The 24,314-nt window shown below is 55.7% G+C and carries 23 protein-coding genes; 14 read left to right on the forward strand and 9 right to left on the reverse strand.

What is annotated here, in order from left to right; genetic code table 11:
• Positions 1-115: 115 nt before the first annotated feature.
• On the reverse strand, positions 116-2,545 hold the full coding sequence (hrpB, locus tag F0319_RS20935; protein WP_149367698.1) for an ATP-dependent helicase HrpB: 2,430 nt from the start codon (positions 2,543-2,545) through the stop codon (positions 116-118).
• Between the two features lie 73 nt (positions 2,546-2,618).
• Here hrpB and thpR point away from each other — a divergent pair, with 73 nt between their 5' ends.
• The 9 genes from thpR (at position 2,619) to panD (ending at position 9,556) form a co-directional block, all read left to right on the forward strand.
• Positions 2,619-3,173 carry an RNA 2',3'-cyclic phosphodiesterase gene (gene thpR, locus F0319_RS20940; RefSeq protein WP_115876418.1) on the forward strand — a complete coding sequence of 185 codons (555 nt, stop codon included), beginning with the start codon at positions 2,619-2,621 and terminating at the stop codon, positions 3,171-3,173.
• Positions 3,163-3,867 carry a DNA/RNA nuclease SfsA gene (sfsA, locus tag F0319_RS20945; RefSeq protein ID WP_023310436.1) on the forward strand — a complete coding sequence of 235 codons (705 nt, stop codon included), beginning with the start codon at positions 3,163-3,165 and terminating at the stop codon, positions 3,865-3,867. Before thpR ends, sfsA begins: the two co-directional genes overlap by 11 nt.
• 176 nt (positions 3,868-4,043) lie before the next feature.
• Complete coding sequence (dksA, locus tag F0319_RS20950; RefSeq protein ID WP_001155232.1) at positions 4,044-4,499, forward strand: RNA polymerase-binding protein DksA; 456 nt, start codon at positions 4,044-4,046, stop codon at positions 4,497-4,499.
• Between the two features lie 59 nt (positions 4,500-4,558).
• Positions 4,559-5,449, forward strand: coding sequence for a tRNA glutamyl-Q(34) synthetase GluQRS (gene gluQRS / locus F0319_RS20955; protein ID WP_149367699.1), 891 nt, complete (start codon positions 4,559-4,561; stop codon positions 5,447-5,449).
• A 42-nt stretch (positions 5,450-5,491) separates the two neighbouring features.
• Positions 5,492-6,889, forward strand: coding sequence for a polynucleotide adenylyltransferase PcnB (gene pcnB, locus F0319_RS20960; RefSeq protein WP_072254544.1), 1,398 nt, complete (start codon positions 5,492-5,494; stop codon positions 6,887-6,889).
• Positions 6,886-7,365 (forward strand): 2-amino-4-hydroxy-6-hydroxymethyldihydropteridine diphosphokinase, encoded by a 480-nt coding sequence (gene folK / locus F0319_RS20965; protein WP_111964012.1) that lies wholly within the window; start codon positions 6,886-6,888, stop codon positions 7,363-7,365. The genes pcnB and folK overlap by 4 nt, the downstream gene beginning before the upstream one ends.
• A 122-nt stretch (positions 7,366-7,487) precedes the next feature.
• Positions 7,488-8,279, forward strand: a complete 792-nt coding sequence (gene panB, locus F0319_RS20970; RefSeq protein WP_045401071.1) for a 3-methyl-2-oxobutanoate hydroxymethyltransferase — start codon at positions 7,488-7,490, stop codon at positions 8,277-8,279.
• An 11-nt stretch (positions 8,280-8,290) separates the two neighbouring features.
• Positions 8,291-9,142 (forward strand): pantoate--beta-alanine ligase, encoded by an 852-nt coding sequence (panC, locus tag F0319_RS20975; RefSeq protein ID WP_111964013.1) that lies wholly within the window; start codon positions 8,291-8,293, stop codon positions 9,140-9,142.
• A gap of 33 nt (positions 9,143-9,175) precedes the next feature.
• Positions 9,176-9,556 carry an aspartate 1-decarboxylase gene (gene panD / locus F0319_RS20980; RefSeq protein WP_006810068.1) on the forward strand — a complete coding sequence of 127 codons (381 nt, stop codon included), beginning with the start codon at positions 9,176-9,178 and terminating at the stop codon, positions 9,554-9,556.
• A gap of 3 nt (positions 9,557-9,559) precedes the next feature.
• Here the strand turns inward: panD and F0319_RS20985 are convergent, their stop codons facing one another.
• The 4 genes from F0319_RS20985 to F0319_RS21000 all read right to left on the reverse strand — a co-directional run bounded on the left by F0319_RS20985 (position 9,560) and on the right by F0319_RS21000 (position 13,108).
• The gene (locus tag F0319_RS20985) at positions 9,560-10,807 is read right to left on the reverse strand and encodes a polysaccharide deacetylase family protein (protein ID WP_133293796.1); all 1,248 of its coding nucleotides are present in this window, start codon (positions 10,805-10,807) and stop codon (positions 9,560-9,562) included.
• 62 nt (positions 10,808-10,869) lie between these two features.
• Entirely contained in the window at positions 10,870-11,310 is a 441-nt protein-coding gene (locus tag F0319_RS20990) for a PTS sugar transporter subunit IIA (RefSeq protein WP_149367700.1), read from the reverse strand.
• 104 nt (positions 11,311-11,414) lie between these two features.
• Positions 11,415-12,185, reverse strand: coding sequence for an ABC transporter permease (locus F0319_RS20995; RefSeq protein ID WP_023334536.1), 771 nt, complete (start codon positions 12,183-12,185; stop codon positions 11,415-11,417).
• Positions 12,182-13,108, reverse strand: a complete 927-nt coding sequence (locus F0319_RS21000) for an ABC transporter ATP-binding protein (RefSeq protein WP_008501946.1) — start codon at positions 13,106-13,108, stop codon at positions 12,182-12,184. Before F0319_RS21000 ends, F0319_RS20995 begins: the two co-directional genes overlap by 4 nt.
• A gap of 107 nt (positions 13,109-13,215) precedes the next feature.
• Between F0319_RS21000 and can the strand changes: the two genes are divergently transcribed.
• Positions 13,216-13,878, forward strand: a complete 663-nt coding sequence (gene can, locus F0319_RS21005; protein WP_008501947.1) for a carbonate dehydratase — start codon at positions 13,216-13,218, stop codon at positions 13,876-13,878.
• Positions 13,879-13,939: 61 nt separating this feature from the next.
• On the opposite strand, the gene hpt is transcribed toward can, so the two are convergent.
• Entirely contained in the window at positions 13,940-14,476 is a 537-nt protein-coding gene (gene hpt, locus F0319_RS21010) for a hypoxanthine phosphoribosyltransferase (protein WP_008501948.1), read from the reverse strand.
• A gap of 208 nt (positions 14,477-14,684) precedes the next feature.
• Here hpt and F0319_RS21015 point away from each other — a divergent pair, with 208 nt between their 5' ends.
• Complete coding sequence (locus tag F0319_RS21015; RefSeq protein ID WP_115876424.1) at positions 14,685-17,075, forward strand: glucose/quinate/shikimate family membrane-bound PQQ-dependent dehydrogenase; 2,391 nt, start codon at positions 14,685-14,687, stop codon at positions 17,073-17,075.
• 86 nt (positions 17,076-17,161) lie between these two features.
• Here F0319_RS21015 and cueO read toward each other — a convergent pair whose 3' ends face one another.
• Positions 17,162-18,730 carry a multicopper oxidase CueO gene (gene cueO, locus F0319_RS21020; RefSeq protein ID WP_149367701.1) on the reverse strand — a complete coding sequence of 523 codons (1,569 nt, stop codon included), beginning with the start codon at positions 18,728-18,730 and terminating at the stop codon, positions 17,162-17,164.
• Between the two features lie 145 nt (positions 18,731-18,875).
• On the opposite strand from cueO, the gene F0319_RS21025 reads away from it, so the two are divergent.
• The 3 genes from F0319_RS21025 (at position 18,876) to speD (ending at position 21,002) form a co-directional block, all read left to right on the forward strand.
• On the forward strand, positions 18,876-19,223 hold the full coding sequence (locus F0319_RS21025; protein WP_014882582.1) for a YacC family pilotin-like protein: 348 nt from the start codon (positions 18,876-18,878) through the stop codon (positions 19,221-19,223).
• A gap of 114 nt (positions 19,224-19,337) precedes the next feature.
• Positions 19,338-20,207: a polyamine aminopropyltransferase gene (gene speE / locus F0319_RS21030; RefSeq protein WP_039265690.1), complete on the forward strand. Its 870-nt coding sequence runs from the start codon at positions 19,338-19,340 to the stop codon at positions 20,205-20,207.
• The gene (speD, locus tag F0319_RS21035) at positions 20,208-21,002 is read left to right on the forward strand and encodes an adenosylmethionine decarboxylase (RefSeq protein ID WP_008501953.1); all 795 of its coding nucleotides are present in this window, start codon (positions 20,208-20,210) and stop codon (positions 21,000-21,002) included.
• A 31-nt stretch (positions 21,003-21,033) separates the two neighbouring features.
• Here the strand turns inward: speD and yacL are convergent, their stop codons facing one another.
• Together yacL and acnB are read right to left on the reverse strand one after the other, a co-directional pair.
• Positions 21,034-21,396: a protein YacL gene (gene yacL, locus F0319_RS21040; RefSeq protein WP_111964019.1), complete on the reverse strand. Its 363-nt coding sequence runs from the start codon at positions 21,394-21,396 to the stop codon at positions 21,034-21,036.
• 190 nt (positions 21,397-21,586) lie between these two features.
• Complete coding sequence (gene acnB, locus F0319_RS21045) at positions 21,587-24,184, reverse strand: bifunctional aconitate hydratase 2/2-methylisocitrate dehydratase (protein WP_149367702.1); 2,598 nt, start codon at positions 24,182-24,184, stop codon at positions 21,587-21,589.
• Positions 24,185-24,314 lie beyond the last annotated feature (130 nt).

Here is a 24,314-nt window from a genome sequence, read left to right on the forward strand (position 1 = left end):
GGCCAGATTTTCTTTTCTTTCACAGGCCTGTGAAAGAAGAAATCTCTCAAAATGTGTTTTCTCCCTCTCCCCGCAGGAGAGGGGCGGGGTGAGGGCATCAGGCCGCACTCCCCTTTCACGAATATTTCTTTGTTCGCCGCGTCGGCGCCGTATTCGCCGGATCGTCCGGCCAGACATGTTTGGGGTATCGCCCCTTCATCTCTTTCTGCACTTCACGGTAGCTTCCCGCCCAGAACGCCCCCAAATCTCGGGTGATTTGCAATGGACGATGCGCAGGGGACAGCAGCTCAAGCACTAACGGCACGCGCCCTTCTGCAATGGACGGCGTGGCGGCCTCGCCAAACATCTCCTGCATCCGAACCGCCAGCGCCGGCGGATTATCCTCATGATAACGGATGGCAATCCGGCTTCCGGTCGGCACAGTGTAATGCCCTGGCAGTTCACTATCCAGACGTTGACGTAATGACCAGTCCAGTAAATTCTGTAACGCGGTCTTAACATCAAGCGCCTTAAGGGCTCGCAGAGAGTGTACGCCGCTCATTTGCGGCAGTAGCCAGCGCTCAAGCGTAGCGAGCAGCGTCTCGTCATCCACCGCAGGCCAACTATATTCCGGTAGCCACTTCGCGGCGCAGTGCAGACGAATGCGGTACTGATCCGCTTCCGGCGTCCAGTTCAGGGCACTCAACCCTTTTTCCCGAATACCGTTCAGCATCGCCTGATGCAGCTCTTCTTCCGACGGCTTCGCCAGCGGCTTCGTTCCAAGCGTCAGCTTTCCAATCTGGCTGCGACGAAACGCCTTAAGCGTGCCCTGGGCGTCATCCCACTCCACGGTATCAGATTGCTGAAGCAGCTGCGGACAGGTACGCGTCAGGGCGTCAATATCTACGGCTATCGCCTGCAGGATACGCGCATCCGGAGAATGGCTGCCCTGCAGCAGGAGCGGCGCAATCAGCCACTCATGACGCGTCAGGGCGTCATCGCTGTCCAGCATCGCACCCATGCCGTTTGCCAGCTGGTAGCGACCGTCCAGCCCGCGCCGACGCGCAATCCTGTCAGGGAAGCCCTGGGACAGCAGGAAGGCAATCTTATCGCTGTCAGGCGCTCCTCCCCGGCTATTCAGGCGTTTGCACAACTGCTGCGCCCGCTGCTGCCAGTTTCCCTGATTGCGCGAAAAAGCCTGCCCCAGATCGCTGTTGCCTCCACGCGGCGGCTCCTCAAGAATAGCCGCCAGTTTTGCCGCCGTGGCAATTTCATCTTCCCCTTGCGCAGCCACCAGCATCGCGGCCAGACGCGGATCGTTGCCCAGCGCTGCCATTTTCTGGCCGCGCGCCGTCAGACGCTCGCCTTCCAGCGCGCCAAGCTGGGTCAGCAACGTGCGCGCAGCGGTGAGGTTTACGACAGGGGGAGGATTGAGCCAGGTGAGCTGCTCAGGGTTCGGGCAGCCCCACTGGAGTAGATCCATTACCAGACCAGACAAATCACTTTGTAAAATTTCTGGCGTGCTTTGCTGTGCAGCACGTTCAGCCTGTTCCGCGCTGGTCAAATGCAGGCAGATACCCGGCTCAAGACGCCCCGCTCGGCCAGCGCGCTGCACCATCGACGCCTGGCTGATGCGCTGCGTCAGGAGTTTAGTCAGCCCGGTACGCGGGTCAAAGCTTGCTACCCGCTCCTGCGCGCTATCCACCACCAGGCGAATACCTTCAATGGTCAAACTGGTTTCAGCAATGTTGGTTGCCAGCACCACCTTGCGCTGCCCAACCGGAGCAGGAAGGATAGCTTTACGCTGATCCTGCAGCGACAGCGCGCCGTAAAGCGGGCAAAGCAGCACATCGCCGCCTACGCGGGTAGATAGGTGCTCCTGCACGCGCTGGATCTCACCGACACCCGGCAAAAACAGAAGCAGCGAGCCGGGTTCCTGACGCAGCAGTTCTGCGGTTGCGATGGCGACCGCTTCGTCAAAACGCTGGTGGGTCGGAAGCGGTTGATAGCGGCGTTCAACGGGATACGCCCGCCCTTCAGAGCTGATAACAGGCGCATCGGGTAGCGCCTGCCGTAGCCGCTCATTGTCCAGCGTGGCCGACATTATCAAAAGCCGGAGATCGTCGCGCAGCCCCTGCTGAACGTCCAGCAACAGCGCGAGGGCCAGATCCGCCTGCAGGCTGCGCTCGTGGAATTCATCCAGGATCACCAGCCCAACGCCGTTCAGCTCCGGATCGTTTTGCAGCATGCGGGTAAGAATGCCCTCGGTGACCACTTCAAGACGCGTGGTCGGGCCAACGCAGGTCTCGGCACGCATCCTGTAACCTACCGTTTCGCCCGGTTTTTCATTCAGCAGCTCCGCCAGACGCTGCGCCACGTTGCGCGCGGCCAGCCTGCGCGGCTCCAGCAGGATAATTTTCCCGCTGATGTTCCCGTCTTTCAGAATCTGCAGCGGAAGCCAGGTGGACTTACCCGCCCCCGTCGGGGCACTGAGCAAAACCTGCGGGGAATGGCGTAAGGCAGCGAGAAGGTCAGGAAGAACGACGGCGACCGGCAATGAGGACACTAACAGCTCCAGAGGGTTAACATTAGTCGGCGTACATTGTAGCATCGGCGCATATCATTACCGAGTCCTCCGTATGCCTGAGTCGAAACGGCTGTTTTTTGCCATTGAATTGCCCACCACGATACAGCGTCAAATTGTTCGCTGGCGTGCCGACAACTTCGCTCCGGAAGCAGGCCGTCCTGTTGCGGCGGCTAACCTGCACCTGACGCTGGCCTTTTTGGGCGACGTCAGCGCCGAAAAACAGCGGGCATTAGCCGCAATGGCCGGGCGTATTGCCCAGCCGGAATTTACGCTGCAACTTGACGACGCGGGTCAGTGGCTACGTTCGCGCGTGGTCTGGCTGGGAACGCGCCAGCCGCCGCGCGGATTATTACAGCTGGCGAACATGCTGCGCGCGCAGGCGGCGCGCAGCGGCTGTTATCAGAGCCCACAGCCGTTTCATCCGCATATCACGCTGCTGCGCGATGCCGGTCAGGCCGTTGCCATCCCGCCGCCGGGTTTTCACTGGGCGTTTCCGGTCAACACATTCGCGCTTTATGAATCCGTCTTTGCACAGGGACGCACCCGCTATACGCCACTACAGCGCTGGACGCTGGGCAACACCGAAAGGAATTCTGATGAAGTTTAGTCCTCCTCTGCAGCACGCCACGTTAATCCAACGCTACAAACGCTTCCTCGCCGACGTGATTACCCCCGAAGGGGTTCAGCTCACCCTGCACTGCCCCAATACCGGTGCCATGACGGGATGTGCGACGCCGGGTGACAGGGTCTGGTATTCCACATCAGAAAATAGTAAACGGAAATATGCCCATACCTGGGAAATGACCGAAACCCAAAACGGGGCATTTATTTGCGTTAATACCCAGCGCGCCAATCAGCTGGTTAAGGAAGCGCTGACCCTTGGCACAATTCCCGAACTGGTGGGATATGGCACGCATAAAAGTGAAGTGAAATATGGCGATGAGGGCAGCAGAATTGACTTCATGTTACAGGCGGAAGACAGGCCGGAGTGCTATATTGAAGTGAAATCAGTGACGTTAGCGGAACAGGAAAATGGCTACTTCCCGGATGCGGTAACGCTACGTGGCCAGAAGCATCTGCGAGAGCTAATGAGTGTTGCGGCGGCGGGCAAACGCGCCGTATTGCTGTTTGCGGTGTTGCATTCAGCCATTGAACGTTTCTCCCCTGCCCGCCATATTGACCCTAAATACGCGCAATTGTTGAATGAGGCACAAAAGCAGGGGGTAGAGGTTTTCGCTTATAAAGCGGAACTTTCTGCCGATAATATGACTCTGAGATCCTCTCTTCCCATTGTCTTGTAAGGGATTAGACGATTGACGAATAAGTGTTCTGGCCGCGTGCGCAAATACGCTTTTCCTCACAGGCTTGTCAAGTGTTACGTTTAGATAATTGCCATACGGAAAAGCATCTGCTATTTATAGCGACCTGATTTTTCCCCCAACACGGGGATCGATAGTGCGTGTTAAGGAGAAGCAACATGCAAGAAGGGCAAAACCGTAAAACATCGTCCCTGAGTATTCTCGCCATCGCTGGGGTGGAGCCGTATCAAGAGAAGCCGGGCGAAGAGTATATGAACGAAGCCCAGCTGTCGCACTTCAAGCGTATTCTTGAAGCATGGCGTAATCAACTCAGGGATGAAGTCGATCGCACCGTTACTCATATGCAGGATGAAGCTGCCAACTTCCCGGATCCGGTAGACCGTGCCGCTCAGGAAGAAGAGTTCAGCCTCGAACTGCGTAACCGTGACCGCGAACGCAAACTGATCAAAAAGATCGAGAAAACGCTGAAAAAAGTCGAAGACGAAGATTTTGGCTACTGCGAATCCTGCGGTGTTGAAATCGGTATTCGTCGCCTGGAAGCGCGTCCAACCGCCGATTTGTGCATCGACTGTAAAACGCTGGCCGAAATCCGCGAAAAACAGATGGCCGGTTAACACCAGCGCTGTTTACACACTCCAAAGGCGGGAGTCTCTCCCGCCTTGTTACTGTTGATATGTCTGAATCACACTATATTGGGCGCTTCGCGCCATCTCCTTCCGGTGAATTACACTTCGGCTCATTAATTGCCGCGCTCGGCAGCTACCTGCAGGCTCGCGCCCGCCTGGGAAAATGGCTTGTCCGCATTGAAGATATTGACCCTCCGCGTGAAGTTCCCGGTGCAGCAGAGACTATTCTGCGTCAGCTGGAACATTACGGTCTTCACTGGGATGACGAGGTTCTCTGGCAGTCAAAACGTCACGATGCTTATCGGGAACGTCTGGCCTGGCTTCGAGATCGGGGGCTTTCCTATAACTGCACCTGCACCCGCGCCCGTATCCAGAGCGTAGGAGGGGTCTATGATGGCCACTGTCGTACGCTCAACCTTCCCCCGGAAAATGCCGCCGTGCGCATCAAGCAGCGCTCCCCGGTGACGCGCTTTAACGATCTTCTCTCCGGTGAGATTCATGCCGATGAACGTCTGGCGCGTGAGGATTTTATTATTCACCGTCGTGACGGCCTTTTCGCCTACAACCTGGCCGTGGTCGTCGACGATCGTTTTCAGGGCGTGACGGAGATTGTGCGCGGGGCGGATCTGGTCGAGCCCACCGTGCGACAAATTTCGCTTTATCACCAGTTTGGCTGGACGGCGCCGGATTACATTCATCTGCCGCTGGCGGTTAATGCGCAGGGTTTAAAATTGTCAAAGCAGAACCACGCCCCGGCACTGCCAGAGGGCGATCCGCGCCCTGTTTTGATCGACGCGCTGCGGTTTCTCAACCAGAATGTAACCAACGAATGGCAGGATCTGCGTATTGACGAACTGCTGAAAATGGCCGTTGCCAACTGGACGCTCGCGGCAGTGCCAAAAATCCAGCATTCTCAAATGCGTTGCGCTGAGCTATGATTAGCCGCTTTTTTCATAACAAAACACACTACGAGGTGTACCATTTTTACCCGAGTCGCTAATTTTTGCCGTAAAGTGCTAAGCCGCGAAGAGAGCATGGCGAACGATGCTATTGCACAGCCACACATGTCGGTTATTCCGCGTGAGCAGCACACAATTTCCCGCAAAGATATCAGTGAAAATGCCCTCAAGGTGCTCTATCGTCTGAATAAAGCGGGCTACGAGGCCTATCTCGTAGGCGGTGGAGTGCGTGATTTACTGCTGGGCAAAAAACCGAAAGATTTCGACGTGACGACAAGCGCCACGCCTGAGCAGGTGCGCAAACTATTCCGTAACTGCCGTCTCGTTGGCCGCCGTTTCCGTCTGGCTCACGTGATGTTTGGCCCGGAAATTATCGAAGTGGCAACCTTCCGCGGCCACCACGAAGCCGGCGCGTCCGATCGCACCACGTCACAGCGCGGCCAGAACGGTATGCTACTGCGTGACAATATCTTCGGCTCTATCGAAGAAGATGCCCAGCGTCGCGACTTCACCATCAACAGCCTTTATTACAGCGTGGCGGATTTCACCGTGCGCGATTACGTCGGCGGCATGCAGGACCTGAAAGAAGGTCTGATCCGTCTGATCGGCACGCCGGAAACGCGCTATCGTGAAGATCCCGTGCGTATGCTGCGCGCCGTGCGTTTCGCCGCCAAGCTGAACATGCGCATCAGCCCGGAAACGGCAGAGCCTATTCCGCGTCTTGCGACGCTGATTAACGACGTGCCCCCTGCCCGCCTGTTCGAAGAGGCCCTGAAGCTGCTGCAGGCCGGCCACGGCTTTGAAACCTACAATCTGCTGCGCGAATACAACCTGTTCCAGCCGCTGTTCCCGACCATTACCCGCTACTTCACCGAAAACGGTGATAGCCCAATGGAGCGGATGATTGCGCAGGTGCTGAAAAATACCGATACCCGCATTCGCAACGACATGCGCGTGAACCCGGCGTTCCTGTTTGCCGCGATGTTCTGGTATCCGCTACTGGAAACGGCCCAGCGCATTACCCAGGAGAGCGGGCTCGCCTATTACGATGCTTTCGCGCTGGCCGCCAACGACGTGCTGGACGAAGGCTGCCGCACGCTCGCCATTCCGAAACGTATTACCACTCTGGTCCGCGACATCTGGCAGCTTCAGCTGCGCATGTCCCGTCGTCAGGGCAAACGCGCCTGGAAGCTGATGGAGCATCCTAAATTCCGCGCCGCCTTCGATCTCCTGTCGCTGCGCGCGGAAATTGAACGCAACCAGGAGCTGCAGCGTCTGGCACAGTGGTGGGCAGAATTCCAGGTTTCCGCCCCGCCAGAGCAAAAAGATATGCTCACCGGGCTGGATGAAGAGCCGGAACCGCGTCGCCGTCATCGTCGCCCGCGCAAACGCGCGCCGCGTCGTGAAGGGACAGCATGACCCTCGCCTGTATCGCCATCGGCAGCAATTTAGCCTCTCCGCTGGAGCAGGTGAATGCTGCCGTAAAGGCGCTGGGTGAGATCCCGCAAAGCAAGATTGTGGCTGTCTCCTCGTTCTACCGCACTCCGCCGCTGGGTCCGCAGGATCAGCCTGATTATCTGAACGCCGCCGTGATCCTTGAGACTGAACTGGGCCCAGAAGAGTTGCTGGACAATACCCAGCGCATCGAACTGCAGCAGGGCCGCGTTCGCAAAGCCGAGCGCTGGGGACCGCGCACGCTGGACCTCGACATTATGCTGTTTGGTCACGAGACCATTAACACTGAACGTCTCACCGTTCCGCATTACGACATGAAAAATCGCGGGTTTATGCTCTGGCCGCTGTTTGAAGTCGCCCCCGATCTTATCTTCCCGGATGGCACCCCACTTAAGTCCATTCTGGACAGCCTCAACGCGGAAAGACCCACTCGCTGGTGATCGGGTTCCCTTGCTGATTAGCCTCAAAATAATTGTGGCTAATCGGTTACCTAAAATCATTGTTCCCTCGAATGTTACTGTTAGAATGCGCAAAGATTCGCTTTGGGCTATCAGGAAACAGTATGAAACCAACCACCATCTCCTTACTGCAGAAATGCAAACAGGAAAAAAAACGCTTCGCCACCATCACCGCGTATGACTACAGCTTCGCCAAACTGTTTGCCGAAGAGGGGATCAACGTCATGCTGGTCGGAGATTCGTTAGGGATGACGGTACAAGGACATGATTCCACCCTGCCGGTGACGGTTGAGGATATCGCTTACCATACCCGCGCCGTGCGCCGTGGCGCCCCAGCCTGCCTGCTGCTTTCCGATCTGCCGTTTATGGCCTACGCCACGCCGGAGCAGGCATTTGAAAACGCGGCAGCGGTGATGCGTGCGGGCGCTAATATGGTCAAAGTTGAAGGCGGCGCATGGCTGGTGGATACGGTGAAGATGCTTACCGAGCGTGCCGTGCCGGTGTGCGGCCATTTGGGTTTGACGCCGCAATCCGTCAACATCTTTGGTGGATATAAAGTGCAGGGCCGTGGTGATGCAGCCCAGACGCTGCTGGATGATGCCCTGGCGCTGGAAGCCGCAGGTGCCCAACTGCTGGTGCTGGAGTGCGTGCCGGTTGAGCTGGCGAAGCGCATTACTGAAGCTCTGTCGATTCCGGTGATTGGTATTGGTGCGGGCAACGTGACTGACGGTCAGATTCTGGTGATGCACGACGCCTTTGGCATCACTGGCGGACATATTCCAAAATTTGCCAAAAATTTCCTCACCGAAGCGGGCGACATGCGCGCTGCGGTCAGGCAGTATATTGCCGACGTTGAATCCGGTGTTTACCCGGGTGAAGAACACAGTTTCCATTAAGGAGTCTCGTTGTGCTAATCATTGAAACCCTGCCGCTGCTTCGCCAGCATATCCGTCGTGCGCGTCAGGAAGGTAAACGTATCGCACTGGTCCCGACCATGGGCAACCTGCATGACGGTCATATGAAGCTGGTTGACGAAGCAAGAGCCCGTGCAGATATCGTGGTGGTCAGTATCTTCGTTAACCCAATGCAGTTTGACCGCGCCGACGATCTGGCACGCTATCCGCGTACCCTGCAGGAAGATTGCGAGAAGCTAAAAAAACGCCATGCGGATATCGTCTTCTCACCTGCACCGGCGGATGTTTACCCGCAGGGTACTGAAGAGGCAACCTACGTTGACGTCCCGGGCATTTCCACCATGCTCGAAGGCGCGAGCCGCCCGGGTCATTTCCGCGGCGTTTCCACTATCGTCAGCAAGCTGTTCAACCTTGTGCAGCCGGACGTTGCCTGCTTCGGTGAGAAAGATTTCCAACAGCTGGCGCTGATCCGCAAGATGGTTGCGGATATGGGTTACGATATCGAGATTGTCGGCGTACCGATTGTACGCGCCAAAGACGGTCTGGCGCTCAGCTCGCGAAATGGCTACCTGACCGCCGACCAGCGTAAAATCGCGCCTGGCTTAAGCAAGGTCATGAATACCATGGCAGAACAGCTTCTGGCGAAAGAGTTAACTGCCGAAGAGATTATTGCTCTGGCTGAACAGGCGCTGAACGATAAAGGCTTCCGCGCTGATGATATTCAAATTCGCGATGCCGACACGCTTCTGGAGCTTACACAGACCAGCAAACGTGCAGTCATTCTGGTGGCGGCATGGCTTGGTCAGGCCCGCCTAATCGACAACAAAGTGGTTGAACTGGCGTAGGTTTCTCTACCCGGAAGATGAAAGGTAAACATAATGATTCGCAAAATGCTGCAAGGTAAGCTTCACCGTGTGAAAGTCACCCAGGCCGACCTGCACTATGAAGGCTCCTGCGCCATCGACCAGGATTTCCTTGATGCCGCGGGCATCCTTGAAAACGAAGCGATTGATATCTGGAACGTTAACAACGGCAAACGTTTCTCAACCTATGCCATCGCCGCCGAGCGCGGGTCTAAAATCATCTCCGTTAACGGCGCGGCAGCGCACTGCGCGGACGTGGGCGATATTGTGATTATCGCCAGCTTCGTGATGATGTCTGATGAAGAGGCACGCCGCTGGCAGCCGAAAGTCGCCTATTTTGAAGGCGACAACGACATGAAACGTACCGCGAAGGCGATTCCGGTTCAGGTTGCTTAAGCATTATCCCTGCGGCTGATTGCTGATCAGCCGCGACATTGTTTCCAGCGAATCCGTTCTTAAGATGTACAGGCGTTTCAGTAAGAACGGATTATCCCCCGGCTTCACCTTCCCTTTCACCGTCGTCACTGCCAGATGGAAACCGGCATCATTTGCCGCCTTTATCGCTTTATTGTCGTAGCCGCCAAACGGATAGGAAAGATAGAGCACGCGCGGGTTAAACTGCGCCAGCGCGCGACGCGAGCGTTCAAAATCAAACAAAATCACGTGATAGCTGCGGCTCAGTAAAATCGGGTGCTTATACCCATCCACGCGGTGCAGGAAGTGGGTATGAGACTGAATATCAAACACATCCTGAATGCCCTTAATCTCCTGCACGCTCATAAACTGCAGCGATTTAGGATCCCATTTCTGCGGGTGGCCTTTAATGCGGGAAGAGATAATAAATGCGGTAGCGTTGAAGCCGTACTCTTTCAGCACAGGATAGGCATAGCGGCTGACAGATTTCAGGCCGTCGTCAAAGGTTATTACCACCGATTTTGCAGGCAGGTTCATTTTGTTACGCACGTACCCTTCCAACTGGTACATCGTCAGGGTGGTATAGCCTTGATCGCGTAACCAGGCCATCTGGTTGTTAAACGCACGTACGCTGGTCGTCGTGGACGTATGTCGAAAGCGCGTGTTTTCTTCATCACGCAAAATATGATGGTAGGTCAGAACCGGAAGTCCATTATCTTCCTGCGCATCCAGGCTGCTGATCCAAGCCAGACGATTGCCGATGCGGATCTGGAACCAGGTCTGATTCAGGCGGTCTTTCAGTTTGTTTAATATGGGATAGCGAAGATTGGCGCTTAATGTGCCGAACGGCGCGCTACCGCTCGACGGCGCGTTATAGACCGGCGTGTCTTTCCAGGTAATGAGATTCTGATTGCTCAGGGGTTTATTGAGATCCCCGAGGCTGTCCTCAACGCGCTGTTTCCCCTGAACCGGCTCCAGGTGCCCTTTATCGATAAAACCCGTGCCAAAACCGAAGCGAAATTCATAGTAGTCCGCCGCCGCGGGCACAACGGCGAGGATCTGCCCGGCGCGCACGTTACCGACGTTGATCACGCTGTTTCCCACCTGCGCCCAGATTGCCGCGTCTTCGGTGGTTTGCATGTACTGGGCAGGCAGCGTTTGCTGGCTGAGTAAACTGGCTGAGCTGACGCCGGAAATGAGCATCAATAGCAAGAAAAGAATGCGCGGTAGCATGGTGTCTTAATCGGTGCGGAAAACTGCCGCTATTGTAACAAATGAGACATCAATACCAACGTTTAATTCTTATACAAATCGTGGAGCAGGACGAAAGGAGGATTTTTTTGCTGCTGATGCCACAAGCTGCTGACGCCCGGAACGCCCTGCGCCACGATGGCCTGACGAAACTCAGCGCTGCTTAAGGCTTCACGCTGCGGATACATTAACGCCAGCAGGGAGAGGTTAATACCCGAGATCACTTCACAGCATGCATGCTTATGGCTGAGCAAAGCGGCTGCACGGTAAGGCGCCGCGCCCGATTTATCGGTAAGGAAAATCACACCATCACCGGTGTCCGTTTCATGCAGGGCATCGCACATCATGCGGCTAAGCATGTTGGTGCTCAATCCGCGCCAGTAGTTTACCGCCCGGCATTGCACCAGCGGGCCAAATCTGGCTTCAAGCTTATCCAGCATTTCCTGCGCCTGTTCATCGTGGCAGGTGATAACCCATCCCAGCATAACTCTCTCCTTAGCAGGCAAGTAGTTTAGCGAAGTGAAGGTTAGCTTTCGGTGATAACTGTCAAAGAAAGTGCCCGGCAAACTAAACGTCGCCGGGCAAAAGATTAGCTGCGCAGACCGCGTCCGCGCTGGATCAGATACCAGCAGAGCAGGTAAAAGGCGATGATAAACACCACCAGCACCGCAACCGTGGTAAACAGCGGCACATCGGTAATGCCGAGGAAGCCAAAGCGAAAACCGCTGATCATGTAGACAATCGGGTTCAGGTGCGACAGCGCCTGCCAGAACGGTGGCAGCAGCGTCAGGGAGTAGAACACCCCGCCGAGATAGGTCAGCGGCGTCAGCACGAAGGTCGGAATCAGGCTGATATCGTCAAACGTCTTAGCGAACACAGCGTTCAGTAATCCGGCCAGCGAGAAGAGGATTGCCGTCAGGAGCAGCGTCAGCGCGACGAACAGCCACGAGTGGACCTGGAACGGCACGAAGAACAGTGAAATCGCCGTGACCAGGATCCCCACGCACAGCCCGCGCGCTACGCCGCCGCCAACATAGCCCGCGATAATGACGTGCGTCGGCACAGGCGCAACCAGCAGCTCTTCAATATTGCGCTGGAACTTAGCGCTGAAGAATGACGACGCTACGTTGGCGTAGGCGTTAGTAATCACCGCCATCATGATCAGACCCGGCACGATAAACTGCATATAGGTAAAGCCGTGCATTTCACCAATCCGGGAACCAATCAGGTTACCGAAGATGATGAAATAGAGCGTCATCGTGATGACCGGTGGCACCAGGGTTTGCACCCAGATACGCATAAAGCGGTTAATCTCTTTCGCCCAGATACTTTTCAGCGCGACCCAGTAAAGATGCGTCATGCCTTGTCTCCTTGTTTGTCCTGTACCAGAGAGACAAACAGCTCTTCCAGTCGGTTCGCTTTGTTACGCATACTTAAGACCTGAATCCCCTGCGCGCTCAGCTGCGAGAACACGCTGTTAATCCCCTGCTCGCGCAGCACTTCCACTTCCAGCGTCGAGGTATCCACCAGACGATACTGATACCCTTCAAGCTTCGGCAGCGGGCTTTTAGCCGCCAGATCGAGAATGAAGGTTTCTGATTTCAGCTTGGAGAGCAGATTCTTCATCGAGGTGTTCTCCACCAGCTCACCGTGCTGGATGATGCCGATGTTGCGGCAGAGCATTTCAGCCTCTTCAAGGTAGTGGGTGGTCAGAATAATGGTGGTGCCTTTGTCGTTGAGATCCTTCAGGAAGCCCCACATGGAGCGTCGCAGCTCGATGTCTACGCCCGCCGTTGGCTCATCAAGAATCAGCAGTTTTGGCTCGTGCATAAGCGCACGGGCAATCATCAGCCGGCGCTTCATCCCGCCGGATAACATCCGTGCGCGTTCGTTACGCTTTTCCCACAGGTCGAGCTGCTTGAGGTATTTTTCGCTCCGTTCAAGGGCTTCTTTACGCTCGACGCCGTAATAACCCGCCTGGTTAACGACGATCTGCTGCACCGTCTCGAACGGGTTGAAGTTGAACTCCTGCGGTACCAGACCCAGTTGGCGCTTGGCGTTCACCACATCTTTTTGCAGGTCGTAACCAAAGACGCTCACCCGGCCGGACGTTTTGTTGACCAGCGAGCTGATAATCCCAATGGTGGTCGATTTCCCCGCGCCGTTCGGCCCCAGAAGCGCGTAAAAATCACCGGCCTCTACTTTAAGATCTATTCCGCGTAGCGCCTGAACGCCGCCCGGATAGGTTTTTTTAAGCTGTTCAAGCTCCAGTGCAATTGCCATGAAATTAACTTACCTTCAGTTCTGACACACGTTGTGTGGTTTCATTAAAAGTCGGGTTACCCTATAGTAGCGCAACGCAATTACTCGGTTACAGGTCGCTAACCTCCATGAACAACATAGATACACTCATCAGCAACAATGCACTATGGTCAAAAATGCTGGTGGAGGAAGACCCCGGATTTTTTGGAAAACTCGCGCAGGCGCAAAACCCACGCTTTCTCTGGATTGGATGCTCCGACAGCCGCGTACCGGCGGAGCGCCTGACAGGCCTTGAGCCCGGCGAACTGTTCGTTCACCGCAACGTTGCCAATCTGGTGATTCACACCGATCTCAACTGTCTTTCTGTTGTTCAGTATGCCGTTGACGTTCTGCAAGTCGAGCACATCATCATTTGCGGCCATTACGGCTGCGGCGGCGTGCAGGCGGCGGTTGAAAACACGGAACTGGGGCTCATTGATAACTGGCTACTGCACATCCGCGATATCTGGTTCAAACATAGCTCACTGCTGGGTGAAATGCCGCAGGAGCGTCGCATGGATACCCTTTGCGAACTCAACGTGATGGAGCAGGTGTATAACCTGGGCCACTCAACGATCATGCAATCAGCGTGGAAACGCGGGCAGAAGGTCTCTATCCACGGCTGGGCGTACGGAATTCACGATGGTCTGCTGCGCAATCTGGAAGTGACTGCCACCAACCGCGAAACGCTGGAGCAGCGTTACCGTTCTGGGATTGCCAACCTTCAGCTTAAGCATGTGAATCATAAATAAAGCCGGGGATGTTCTCCCTCTCCCTGCGGGAGAGGGCCGGGGTGAGGGCATCAGCCCGCAATTACTCGTCCAGCAATACCACTTTCCCAACATACGGCAGATGGCGATAACGCTGCGCGTAGTCAATGCCGTAACCGACGACGAATTCGTCAGGAATTGAGAAACCCACGAACTCTACCGGCACCTGCACTTCACGGCGGTCAGGCTTATCCAGCAGGGTGCAAATCGCCAGCGATTTTGGCTCACGCAGGCTCAGGATCTCGCGCACTTTTGACAGCGTGTTGCCGGAGTCGATAATGTCTTCAACGATCAACACATCTTTGCCACGAATATCTTCATCCAGGTCTTTCAGGATTTTCACATCACGGGTGGTGGACATGCCGCTGCCGTAGCTGGAGGCGGTCATAAAATCGACTTCGTGGGGCACATGCACTTCACGGCACAGGTCTGCCATGAACATGAAAGAGCCACGCAACAGACCGACCAGCACCATTTCGCTGCCGCTGTCCTTGTAATGTTCGGTGATTTGACGACCCAGTTCGGCGATACGCGCTTTGATCTCGGCTTCCGGGATCATCACTTCAACAGTATGTTTCATATTACTAACCAAATGATTTTAATGAAAATCTCTCAATACGGATGAGTTAATATCCAGCACTGATACGCAAGCCCCTCATTATATCAGCAAATGGATAAGCCTGGCGTATGAGTTATAAAAAGCAAATATTGTGATTCCGATCACACTTGTTAATACCTATAATTAGTTGCTAGCAAATTATTAACAAAAACTGACGAGTACACTTTCTATGGCTGAAACAAACTCTAAACAGCCGCGTCTACTGGTGACATTAACAGCAGCGTTCGCAGCCTTCTGCGCGCTGTATCTGTTAATCGGTGGCGTCTGGCTGGTCGCTTTAGGCGGCTCCTGGTACTACCCGATTGCGGGCCTGGTGATGGTTGCCGTAACCGTCCTGCTGTTGCGTAGAAAACAATCCGCACTGTGGCTGTATGCCGCATTCCTTCTTGCCACCATGATCTGGGGCGTCTGGGAAGTCGGCTTTGACTTCTGGGCGCTGACGCCGCGCAGCGATATTCTGGTCTTCTTCGGTATATGGCTGATCCTGCCGTTTGTCTGGCGTCGCCTGATCGTGCCGTCCAGCGGTGCCGTTGCGGCGCTGGTAGTAGCCCTGCTGATCAGCGGCGGTATCCTGACCTGGGCCGGCTTTAACGACCCGCAGGAGATCAACGGTACGCTGAACGCAGAATCGACGCCTGCGGCGGCGATCTCTCAGGTCGCTGACGGCGACTGGCCTGCCTATGGTCGTAACCAGGAAGGCCAGCGTTACTCCCCGCTGAAGCAGATCAACGCGGACAACGTTAAAAACCTGAAAGAAGCCTGGGTATTCCGTACCGGCGACCTGAAGATGCCGAACGATCCGGGTGAACTGACCAACGAAGTGACGCCAATTAAAGTCGGCGATATGCTTTATCTGTGTACGGCGCACCAGCGTCTGTTCGCGCTCGACGCGGCCACCGGTAAAGAGAAATGGCACTTCGACCCACAGCTGAACTCCAACCCGTCCTTCCAGCACGTGACCTGCCGTGGCGTCTCTTACCACGAAGCGCGCCCGGATAATGCGAGCCCGGAAGTCATTGCCGACTGTCCTCGCCGCATCATGCTGCCGGTCAACGATGGTCGCCTGTTCGCCATCAATGCCGAAACGGGCAAGCTGTGCGAAACCTTTGCCAACAAAGGTATCCTGAATCTGCAGACCAACATGCCTGACACCACGCCGGGTCTGTATGAGCCAACCTCACCGCCAATCATCACCGATAAAACCATCGTGATTGCCGGTTCGGTAACGGATAACTTCTCCACGCGTGAAACCTCCGGCGTTATCCGTGGTTTCGACGTGAATACCGGTAAACTGCTGTGGGCCTTCGACCCGGGCGCGAAAGATCCAAACGCGATCCCGTCTGACGAGCACACCTTTACCTTTAACTCGCCAAACTCCTGGGCACCAGCGGCGTATGACGCGAAGCTGGACCTGGTCTACCTGCCGATGGGCGTTACTACGCCAGATATCTGGGGCGGTAACCGCACGCCGGAGCAGGAACGTTATGCCAGCGCTATCGTGGCGTTGAACGCAACCACCGGTAAGCTGGCCTGGAGCTATCAGACCGTACACCACGATCTGTGGGATATGGATATGCCGTCCCAGCCAACGCTGGCGGACATTACCGTTAACGGCAAAACCGTGCCGGTGATTTACGCCCCGGCGAAAACCGGCAACATCTTCGTGCTGGATCGCAGCAACGGCAAGCTGGTTGTGCCTGCCCCGGAAAAACCGGTACCGCAGGGTGCGGCGAAAGGCGATTACGTCAGCAAAACCCAGCCGTTCTCCGACCTGAGCTTCCGTCCGAAGAAAGACCTCAGCGGGGCAGACATGTGGGGCGCCACAATGTTTGACCAGCTGGTGTGCCGCGTGATGTTCCATCAGCTGCGCTATGAAGGCATCTTCACCCCGCCTTCTGAGCAGGGCACGCTGGTCTTCCCGGGTAACCTGGGGATGTTCGAGTGGGGCGGGATCTCCGTTGATCCTAACCGTCAGGTGGCAATTGCCAACCCGATGGCGCTGCCGTTCGTTTCCCGTCTGATCCCACGCGGTCCGGGCAACCCAATGGAACAGCCGAAAGACGCGAAAGGCAGCGGTACCGAAGCCGGCATTCAGCCGCAGTACGGCGTACCGTTCGGCGTAACGCTGAACCCGTTCCTGTCTCCGTTTGGTCTGCCGTGTAAACAGCCTGCCTGGGGTTACATCTCCGGTCTGGATCTGAAAACTAACCAGATCGTGTGGAAAAAACGTATTGGTACGCCACAGGACAGCATGCCGTTCCCTATGCCGGTTCCGGTGCCGTTCAATATGGGTATGCCAATGCTGGGTGGCCCAATTTCCACCGCCGGTAACGTGCTGTTCATCGCGGCAACCGCAGATAACTACCTGCGCGCGTACAACATGACCAACGGTGAGAAACTGTGGCAAGGCCGTCTGCCAGCGGGTGGACAAGCCACGCCGATGACCTATGAAGTGAATGGCAAGCAGTACGTTGTCATCTCTGCGGGCGGTCACGGTTCGTTTGGCACGAAGATGGGCGACTATATTGTCGCGTATGCGCTGCCTGACGAAAACAAGTAACTGAAAAGCCCGGTGGCGCTTACGCTTACCGGGCCTATGGATACGCTATGTAGGCCGGGTAAGGCGAAGCCGCCACCCGGCTTTTTTTATACGGTAAAGCCCAGCATCATCCCCGTATCTTCATGTTCCAGCAGATGGCAGTGCGCCATGTAGGCAAACTCCCTCGGCGCGTCGTGGTCAAACTTCACCAGCACCTCGCTGACGCCGCCCTCCACCTTCACCGTATCCTTCCAGCCCGCGCGATGCGCGTCCGGCGCTTTACCGTTCTCAGAGAGAATGCGGAACTGGGTGCCGTGGATATGGAACGGATGCAGCATCATGTCCCCTTCGCCTGAAATCACCCAGCGCTCAAACTGGCCCTTTGTCGCAGCAAACATCGGCGTATTCATATCGAACGCCTTGCCGTTGATCATATTGGCGTTGTGGAAATCAAAGCCATGGTCGCCGTGATTCATGTTCCCCATGCCGCCCATTTTTCCATGGTCCATATTCATATGGCCCATCATCTGCCCGTGATGCATTCCCGCCATCGCCTTATCGCCATATTTCGCCATCAGCGCCTGCATGCCCATCATATCGAGCATCGGGTTCATAGAGAGCTGCAGCTTGCGTTGCGTAAGCCCATCAAGCGACGGAAGTGCTGGCATAGTGGTTAACGTATCAGGGAGCGTGCCGGAAGCGGTCACCGGTAAAGGCTGGATACGCAGCACCGGGTGCGGCTTGTCAAACGGCGCGACCGCCATCCCCATCTGGCTAACCGGCAGCGTCACGAGGTCAAACGCCTTGCCGTCGCTGATGTCCACCAGCACCTCAAAGCGTTCGCCCATCAGCATCGGCAGCTCACTCAATTTCACCGGCTCCGGTAGCAGGCCGCCGTCACTGGCGACCACGTACAGCGGACGCTTATCGCTGGTGGCGAAGTTGAGGGAACGCGCGTTACAGCCGTTAAGCAGACGCAGGCGCAGCCAGCCCTTCGGCGCGGCGTGCTGAGGATAAATGGCGCCGTTGGTCAGCAGCGTGTCGCCAAACCAGCCTACCGCCGCGCTCATCACGTCCAGCTGGTAGTCAATTTGCCCGTCAGCGGTGAATTTCTTGTCCTGCACAATCACCGGCACATCGTCGATGCCCCACTGCTTCGGCAAGCGCAGCAGGCGGCTTTCGTCGTCTTCAATCAGCACCAGCCCCGCCAGCCCCATCGCCACCTGATGGCCCGTTTTACCATGCTGATGCGGATGGAACCAGCAGGTCGCCGCGCGCTGGTCGGGCGTAAAGGTGACGATGCGCGAACCGCCCGCTTTGATGATGCCCTGCGGCCCGCCGTCCACCTCTCCCGGCACTTCCAGCCCGTGCCAGTGCAGCGTCGTCTCTTCAGCGAGCGTGTTGTGGATATCCACCGTCACCGCTTTCCCTTTACGCAGCTGAAGCGCCGGACCGAGCAAATTACCGTTATAGCCCCACGTCGTAGCGTTGTGCTCGCCGAACGTCGTGTTACCGGCCTGAACCACAAGCTGGATACGGCTTCGCGCATCAGCGGTCACTAAATCAGGAATGGGTAAGGCTGGCCTGTCGGCCGCGAAAACCGCGCGGCTCCAGAGAGGTAATGCGCTGGCAGCCCCCAGCACAGCGGAATATTTTAAAAAATCACGACGTTGCATGTTCATTTCCTTATTTCCAGCAGGCGATCTTTTGAGCATAAACCCTCCCCTTACCGGAAGGTCAAGTAAAGCGGCAATAATAAAGATCGTCGCACTGGCATCAAGTATGCTAACGTTAATTTTCCGTGAAGAAGTGGTAGAAGCAATGAAGACGTTTTTCAGGACAATTTTGTTCGGTAGCCTGATGGCAATGTGTGCGAACAGCTATGCGCTAAGTGAAAATGAAGCGGAAGATATGGCCGATTTAACGGCGGTTTTTGTATTCCTGAAAAATGATTGTGGCTACCAGAATTTACCCAACGGGCAGATTCGCCGCGCGCTGGTCTTTTTTGCCCAGCAGAACCAGTGGGATCTCAGCAACTACGACAGCTTCGACATGAAGGCGCTCGGCGAAGACAGCTACCGTGACTTAAGCGGTATTGGCATTCCCACTGCTAAAAAATGCAAAGCGCTGGCTCGCGACTCACTCAGCCTGCTCGCCTACGTTAAATAACCTTCCCGACGCCTCCTGTTGAACCTCTGGCCGTGCAACCACGGTTAGAGTTAGCTATCATGTTTCGCTCATTTTTTGCGAGCGTAACGGATGTTTACACAGGAGGAGTTCGCTATGGCCGACCACACGTTGTGGCATGAAACATTGCATGACCAGTTTGGTCAGTACTTTGCCGTTGATAACGTGCTCTATCATGAGAAAACCGATCACCAGGATCTGATCATCTTCGAAAATGCTGCCTTTGGCCGCGTGATGGCGCTGGACGGCGTGGTGCAAACCACCGAGCGCGACGAGTTTATTTATCATGAAATGATGACCCACGTCCCGCTCCTGGCGCACGGTCACGCGAAGCATGTTCTGATTATCGGCGGCGGCGACGGCGCAATGCTGCGTGAAGTGTCCCGCCATCGTTCCATTGAAACCATCACCATGGTGGAAATCGATGCGGGCGTCGTCTCTTTCTGCCGCCAGTACCTGCCCAACCACAATGCCGGCAGCTATGACGATCCCCGCTTTAGCCTGGTGATTGACGACGGCGTTAACTTTGTTAACCAGACCTCGCAGACCTTTGACGTGATTATCTCCGACTGCACCGACCCTATTGGCCCAGGCGCGTCGCTGTTCACTTCCTCGTTCTACGAAGGCTGCAAGCGCTGCCTGAACCCGGGCGGGATCTTCGTCGCACAAAACGGCGTCTGCTTCCTGCAGCAGGATGAAGCGCTGGACAGCCATCGCAAGCTCAGCACCTATTTCGAGGATGTCAGCTTCTATCAGGCGGCCATTCCGACGTACTACGGCGGGATCATGACCTTTGCCTGGGCAACGGATAACGACGTATTACGCCATCTCTCCACCGAAATTATTCAGGCCCGCTTCCATCAGGCAGGTCTTCAGTGCCGATACTACAATCCGGCTATTCATACCGCAGCGTTTGCTCTGCCGCAGTACCTGCAAGACGCATTATCCACTAAGGGGGTGAGCTAATTGAAAAAGCTTAAACTGCATGGCTTTAACAATCTGACCAAAAGCCTGAGTTTTTGTATTTACGATATCTGCTATGCCAAAACAGCGGAAGAACGCGATGGTTACATCGCCTATATCGACGAACTCTACAACGCCAACCGTCTGACCGAGATCCTGTCAGAAACCTGTTCCATTATCGGCGCAAATATCCTGAATATCGCCCGACAGGATTATGAACCCCAGGGCGCGAGCGTGACCATTCTGGTCAGCGAAGAGCCGGTTGACCCGAAGCTTATCGACAAAACGGAACATCCGGGCCCGCTGCCGGAAGTGGTTGTTGCCCACCTGGATAAAAGCCATATCTGCGTCCATACCTACCCGGAGAGTCACCCGGAAGGTGGGCTGTGTACGTTCCGCGCCGATATTGAAGTGTCGACCTGCGGCGTGATTTCCCCGCTGAACGCGCTGAACTATCTCATCCACCAGCTGGAATCGGATATCGTCACGATTGATTATCGCGTGCGCGGTTTTACTCGTGACGTCAACGGCATGAAGCACTTCATCGACCACGAGATCAACTCCATACAGAACTTTATGTCCGAGGACATGAAATCGCTGTACGACATGATGGACGTGAACGTGTATCAGGAAAACATCTTCCATACCAAGATGTTACTTAAGGAGTTCGACCTTAAGCACTATATGTTCCACACGAAGCCGGAAGATTTAAGCGAAGAAGAGCGTAAGGCGATTACTGACCTGCTCTGGAAAGAGATGCGCGAGATTTACTACGGCCGTAATATTCCGGCCGTGTAAGAACAAGCCGGAGCAGGGATGCTCCGGGCTGTTATTTCTGTTTCATGAAATCACGGTATGCGTTCACCACCTGAAGGAAGTCTTCTACGCCACACATCGACAGGCTCTCTTCGTCATAGTAGCTCATTCCCTCTTCCATCTCGTCACCTGAAAACTCGAGCTGGTTGGCACGCACCATGACCTCTTCACCATCCATCCACAGCGTATATTCATGCCCGGCGCGCTGCCAGGATCGTTCACTGCCTTTTACCGTATTTGCCGCCAGTTCAACCTCATCAAGAAGTGCGAGGTTTTCTTTCACCTCTTCGTTAAACCAGTGTCCAACGGCTTCGTGGCCCATCGACATACGCACTTTCACCACTCCGGTGATGTCGCGCAGAAATTCGTAATCCATAGTGTTTTCCTCTGCAAAGCCATTAAGGTAATTATCGCAGCAGCGAGGAAGAAAAAAAGCGTGAGAGGTGGGAGGAATGAAAATAAAAAGGTGAGAGCAAGACCCTGCGGCCTGATGCCCTCACCCCGCCCCTCTCCCGTGGGAGAGGGTGCAAACACTAAAAACCGTCTCGTGGAGACGGTTTTGCTGTTTATACTGCCGTCTGGAAGATAACCCCGTCAGCCTTCTCGGTGTACTGAGAGAGCTGGTCGAAGTTCAGATAGCGGTAGGTATCAACCGCAGTCTTATCCACCTGAGCCACGAAGGTCTGGTACTCTTCCGGCGTTGGCAGTTTGCCAATCAGCGCCGCAACCGCCGCCAGCTCAGCAGAAGCCAGGAATACGTTCGCACCGGTACCTAAACGGTTCGGGAAGTTACGGGTCGAGGTGGAGACCACCGTCGCGCCGTCGGCTACGCGCGCCTGGTTACCCATACACAGGGAACAGCCAGGAATTTCGATACGTGCACCGCTCTTACCAAACACGCTGTAGTATCCCTCTTCGGTCAGCTGAGCCGCGTCCATACGGGTCGGCGGCGCCACCCACAGACGGGTTGGCAGCTGTCCTTTGTGGGTATCCAGCAGCTTACCGGCTGCGCGGAAGTGACCAATGTTGGTCATGCACGAACCGATGAATACTTCGTCGATCTTCTCGCCCTGAACTTCAGACAGCGGACGCGCGTCGTCCGGATCGTTCGGTGCACACAGGATTGGCTCTTTGATATCCGCCAGATCGATGTCGATCACCGCCGCGTACTCTGCGTCGGCATCGGCTTCCAGCAGTTGCGGATCGGCCAGCCATTTTTCCATGCCCTGGATACGACGCTCCAGCGTACGACGGTCGCCGTAGCCTTCTGCAATCATCCACTTCAGCAGCACGATGTTAGAGTTCAGGTACTCAATGATCGGCTCTTTGTTCAGCTTGATGGTACAGCCCGCGGCTGAACGCTCGGCGGAGGCATCGGTCAGCTCGAACGCCTGCTCAACCTTCAGATCCGGCAGACCTTCAATTTCCAGGATACGGCCAGAGAAGATGTTTTTCTTCCCTTTCTTCTCAACGGTCAGCAGACCCTGTTTAATCGCATACAGCGGGATCGCGTGAACCAGGTCGCGCAGGGTGATACCCGGCTGCATTTTACCTTTGAAGCGCACCAGCACCGATTCCGGCATATCCAGCGGCATTACGCCGGTCGCCGCAGCAAACGCCACCAGACCGGAACCCGCCGGGAAGGAGATACCGATTGGGAAACGGGTATGGGAGTCACCGCCGGTACCCACGGTATCCGGCAGCAGCATACGGTTCAGCCAGGAGTGGATTACGCCGTCACCCGGACGCAGGGAAACACCGCCGCGGTTCATGATGAAGTCTGGCAGCGTGTGGTGCGTGGTCACGTCAACCGGCTTCGGATACGCCGCAGTGTGGCAGAAGGACTGCATCACCAGATCGGAAGAGAAGCCCAGGCACGCCAGGTCTTTCAGTTCGTCGCGGGTCATTGGGCCAGTGGTGTCCTGAGAACCTACGGAGGTCATCTTCGGCTCGCAGTATGCGCCAGGACGAACGCCGGCGACGCCGCAGGCGCGACCGACCATTTTCTGTGCCAGAGAGTAACCGCGATTGCTTTCCGCCACGTCTTTCGCGTGACGGAATACATCACTGTGCGGCAGACCCAGCGCTTCACGCGCTTTGGTGGTCAGGCCACGGCCGATGATCAGCGGAATACGACCACCGGCACGCACTTCGTCGATCAGCACGTCGGTTTTCAGTTCAAAGCTTGCCAGCAGATCGTTGGTTTCGTGGTTACGCACTTCACCTTTGTAAGGGTAAACGTCGATCACGTCGCCCATGTTCAGGTTAGAGACGTCCACTTCGATCGGCAGTGCGCCCGCATCTTCCATGGTGTTGAAGAAGATTGGCGCAATTTTACCGCCGAGGCACAGACCGCCGCCGCGCTTGTTTGGCACGTGCGGAATATCGTCGCCCATGAACCACAGCACGGAGTTGGTCGCGGACTTACGGGAAGAACCGGTACCCACAACGTCACCCACGTAGGCCAGCGGGAACCCTTTTTTCTGCAGGGCTTCGATCTGTTTGATCGGGCCAACGCTGCCCGGCTGATCCGGCTCAATGCCTTCACGGGCGTTTTTCAGCATCGCCAGGGCGTGCAGAGGGATATCCGGGCGAGACCACGCGTCCGGTGCCGGAGAGAGGTCATCGGTGTTGGTTTCACCGGTTACTTTGAAGACGGTAACGGTGATTTTTTCAGCCAGCGCTGGACGGTTCAGGAACCATTCGGCATCGGCCCAGGACTGCATCACCTGTTTCGCATAGACGTTGCCAGCTTTGGCTTTTTCTTCCACATCGTAGAAGTTATCGAACATCAGCAGCGTAGAAGAGAGCGCTTTAGCGGCAATCGGTGCCAGCTTGTCGTTATCCAGCGCGTCAATCAGCGGATGAATGTTGTAACCACCCTGCATGGTGCCGAGCAGTTCAATGGCTTTTTCAGGAGTAACCAGTGGGGAGGTGGCTTCGCCTTTGGCGATAGCAGCAAGGAATCCGGCTTTTACGTAGGCAGCTTCATCTACGCCAGGCGGTACGCGGTTGATCAACAGATCTAACAGAAATTCTTCTTCGCCCTTAGGCGGGTTCTTCAGCAGCTCGACGAGCGCGGCCATTTGGGTTGCATCTAAAGGTTTGGGTACAATTCCCTCGGCGGCACGTTCTGCTACGTGCTTACGGTATTCTTCTAGCACGACGGTTCTCCTCGCTCTCATTGTCATATGCGGCGGGCGTTCTCTTCACGCTCCTGTGAGACAGCAGTTTGTAGGGTAAATGCCCGATACCGCGTCGGGCAGCATAGCAGGATTTCTGCACAGTGTTAAT

This window comes from Enterobacter vonholyi, from assembly GCF_008364555.1.
Classification (GTDB): Bacteria; Pseudomonadota; Gammaproteobacteria; order Enterobacterales; family Enterobacteriaceae; genus Enterobacter; species Enterobacter vonholyi.

What these genes read in the sequence shown, in the direction of transcription:
- thpR (WP_115876418.1), top strand. Translation starts at nt 2,619, where the DNA reads ATGCCTGAGTCGAAACGGCTGTTTTTTGCCATTGAATTGCCCACCACG.
- sfsA (WP_023310436.1), top strand. Translation starts at nt 3,163, where the DNA reads ATGAAGTTTAGTCCTCCTCTGCAGCACGCCACGTTAATCCAACGCTAC.
- dksA (WP_001155232.1), top strand. Translation starts at nt 4,044, where the DNA reads ATGCAAGAAGGGCAAAACCGTAAAACATCGTCCCTGAGTATTCTCGCC.
- gluQRS (WP_149367699.1), top strand. Translation starts at nt 4,559, where the DNA reads ATGTCTGAATCACACTATATTGGGCGCTTCGCGCCATCTCCTTCCGGT.
- folK (WP_111964012.1), top strand. Translation starts at nt 6,886, where the DNA reads ATGACCCTCGCCTGTATCGCCATCGGCAGCAATTTAGCCTCTCCGCTG.
- panB (WP_045401071.1), top strand. Translation starts at nt 7,488, where the DNA reads ATGAAACCAACCACCATCTCCTTACTGCAGAAATGCAAACAGGAAAAA.
- panD (WP_006810068.1), top strand. Translation starts at nt 9,176, where the DNA reads ATGATTCGCAAAATGCTGCAAGGTAAGCTTCACCGTGTGAAAGTCACC.
- F0319_RS20985 (WP_133293796.1), bottom strand. Translation starts at nt 10,807, where the DNA reads ATGCTACCGCGCATTCTTTTCTTGCTATTGATGCTCATTTCCGGCGTC.
- F0319_RS20990 (WP_149367700.1), bottom strand. Translation starts at nt 11,310, where the DNA reads ATGCTGGGATGGGTTATCACCTGCCACGATGAACAGGCGCAGGAAATG.
- F0319_RS20995 (WP_023334536.1), bottom strand. Translation starts at nt 12,185, where the DNA reads ATGACGCATCTTTACTGGGTCGCGCTGAAAAGTATCTGGGCGAAAGAG.
- F0319_RS21000 (WP_008501946.1), bottom strand. Translation starts at nt 13,108, where the DNA reads ATGGCAATTGCACTGGAGCTTGAACAGCTTAAAAAAACCTATCCGGGC.
- can (WP_008501947.1), top strand. Translation starts at nt 13,216, where the DNA reads ATGAACAACATAGATACACTCATCAGCAACAATGCACTATGGTCAAAA.
- hpt (WP_008501948.1), bottom strand. Translation starts at nt 14,476, where the DNA reads ATGAAACATACTGTTGAAGTGATGATCCCGGAAGCCGAGATCAAAGCG.
- F0319_RS21015 (WP_115876424.1), top strand. Translation starts at nt 14,685, where the DNA reads ATGGCTGAAACAAACTCTAAACAGCCGCGTCTACTGGTGACATTAACA.
- cueO (WP_149367701.1), bottom strand. Translation starts at nt 18,730, where the DNA reads ATGCAACGTCGTGATTTTTTAAAATATTCCGCTGTGCTGGGGGCTGCC.
- F0319_RS21025 (WP_014882582.1), top strand. Translation starts at nt 18,876, where the DNA reads ATGAAGACGTTTTTCAGGACAATTTTGTTCGGTAGCCTGATGGCAATG.
- speE (WP_039265690.1), top strand. Translation starts at nt 19,338, where the DNA reads ATGGCCGACCACACGTTGTGGCATGAAACATTGCATGACCAGTTTGGT.
- yacL (WP_111964019.1), bottom strand. Translation starts at nt 21,396, where the DNA reads ATGGATTACGAATTTCTGCGCGACATCACCGGAGTGGTGAAAGTGCGT.